Below are 2,240 nucleotides of genomic sequence, written 5' to 3' on the forward strand. Positions count from 1 at the left end.
CGGAAACGACACCGTCATCGACATGGGCAATGGCAACCAGATGATCCTGGTCGGCGTCCAGCTTTCCACGCTGAGGGACGGCTGGATCTTCGGCGCCTGAGCTAGCGCGTTCCGTACATCCGGTCGCCGGCGTCGCCGAGGCCGGGCAGGATATAGCCGTGGTCGTTCAGCCGCTCGTCCACGGCGGCGGTCCAGATCCGGACCCCCGGATGGTGCCCCTGGAACTTGGAGATCCCCTCCGGCGAGGCGAGGAGGCAGGCCATACGGATCGACTTCGCCCCCGCCTCCTTCAGCCGGTCGACCGCGGCGATGGCGGTGTTGCCGGTGGCCAGCATCGGATCGATGACCACCACCTGGCGTTCCGCAAGATCGGCCGGCGCCTTGAAGTAGTACTCCACGCACTCCAGCGTCGCGGGGTCGCGGTAGAGCCCGATGTGGGCGACACGAGCGGCCGGCGCCAGCTCCAGCATCCCATCCAGCATGCCCATGCCGGAGCGCAGGATCGGGGCGAACACCATCTTCTTGCCGGCCAGCTGGGGCGCGCGCATCGCCTGCATCGGCGTCTCGATCTCGACGTCTTCCAGCGGCAGGTCGCGGGTGACCTCGTAGCAGACCAGCCCGCCGATCTCCTTCAGCAGCTCACGGAAGCTCTTGATCGAGGTGTCCTTCTTCCGCATCAGCGTCAGCTTGTGCTGCACCAGCGGGTGATCGACGATGGTGACGCCCTTGATAGCCATGGCCTGATCCTCAAAAGACAGTGCCGTCGCTGACGACGGCGATCGGCGGGCCGCCGTCCGCCCGCAAACTCCTGGCGATACGCCGCCCGGCGGCCCAGGTGCCGCCCTCCAGCACCCTCGCCAACGGGAAGGCCTCGGCCGTCACGCCCAACCGTTCGCGCACCATGGGCGCGATCCGGTCGAGCAGGGCCACGGTGAGCGCGCGCCAAGCGACGATCAGCGGACCCTCGACCGGATTGGGCCGACCGGCGTCCCGCGGATCGGTGAGCGCCAGCACGCCCAGGTCCACGAACAGGCCGCCATTGCGGTATTCCGCCAGACCCGTCAGGCCGTCGATGTCGGTCACCGAGACGCCCGCCGCCTCCAGCGGCTCGATCAGCGAATAGGACAACCACTGCGACAGCTTGTGGATCGGCGTGTAGCCGTCTGTCGGGTCGTTGCGCCGGATCGCCGGATGGCGCCAGCAGTCGCCCAGCGGCACGCCGCCCAGGCTGAGGCGCCCGGGCCAGATCGGGCCCAATGCTTGCAGCAGCACCTCAAGGATCACCGGCGCCGGCAGCGTTCCGTCCACCGCCCGCGCGGCCATGACGTCGAACAGCGCGCCGGGCCGGCCCACCGCCTCCCCCAGTCGGCGCAGCAGGGCCGCGCGGCCTTCAAGGCCCACCAGCGGATTGTCGGCGCTGACCTGGAACGCCTCGGCAAGGGTCTCGGCGCTGACCTTCGCCAGCCCGTCGGCCCGCAGCAGATCGTCAGGGTCCGCCGACAGAGCCCCGGCCTCGAACATCCGGAACGAGGCGATGCCCAGCCCCTCGGATCGCGCCAGCGTCGCCCCGGTCGCGGCGTCGCGATAGCGCCAGGTGGGCCCCGCGCCGGCGTCCAGCAGCACCGAAGTGATCGCCAGGTCGAAGGCCGCCCGGGCCCGCGCCTTCGGATCGGACCAGGGCTCTTCCCGCTCGGCCCACAGGTCGCGGCCCTCAACGGAGAAGTGCCGCCAGCGAGCGTGGAAAGGCACGTTCAGGTCCGGATAGGCCTCACGCACCACCTCAGCCGTCAGATCGGCGGCGGCCTCGAGCCGGGAAAGGTCCACCCGCCACTCGGCGACCTCGCCGGCCAGGGCCGCGCCCAGCATCTCGTGGGCGCGTTCGCGCACCGCCGCAGCGGAAAGCAGCCTGCGCGCCGCGGCGGCGGCGTCGGTCTTCGCGTCTGCGCTCACCCTGGTCGCCTCAGAATTCCTTCAGGTCGCGGCCGACGACCTTCTTCAGGTCGGCCTGGGACGGCGGCGTCTCGGGCGTGAAGTAGCCGGCGGCCTTCTTGGCCTCCATCTCCACGGAGGCGTCATCCGGCACCAGCCAGTCGGGGATCGGGACGCGTTCGCCAATCTCGACGCCGCTCTTCACCAGGGCGTCGTACTTCATGTTGGACATGGAGACGAAGCGGTCGATCCGGCGGATGCCCAGCCAGTGGATGATGTCGGGCATCAGCTGCTGGAATCGCGCGTCCTGG

The 2,240-nt window shown here is 69.9% G+C and carries 2 protein-coding genes and 1 pseudogene; all 3 read right to left on the reverse strand.

All coding sequences use genetic code 11. The annotated features are described in order from the left end of the window. Positions 1-101: 101 nt before the first annotated feature. A complete protein-coding gene (upp, locus tag E8A12_RS08735; RefSeq protein WP_293367710.1) occupies positions 102-731 on the reverse strand; it encodes a uracil phosphoribosyltransferase in 630 nt (209 codons plus the stop codon). 16 nt (positions 732-747) lie between these two features. Then, positions 748-1,950: a URC4/urg3 family protein gene (locus E8A12_RS08740; protein ID WP_293367706.1), complete on the reverse strand. Its 1,203-nt coding sequence runs from the start codon at positions 1,948-1,950 to the stop codon at positions 748-750. Positions 1,951-1,960: 10 nt separating this feature from the next. After that, positions 1,961-2,240 (reverse strand): annotated as a pseudogene (locus tag E8A12_RS08745) (hypothetical protein); the annotation flags it as partial.

This window comes from Phenylobacterium sp., assembly GCF_004799395.1.
GTDB lineage: Bacteria > Pseudomonadota > Alphaproteobacteria > Caulobacterales > Caulobacteraceae > Phenylobacterium.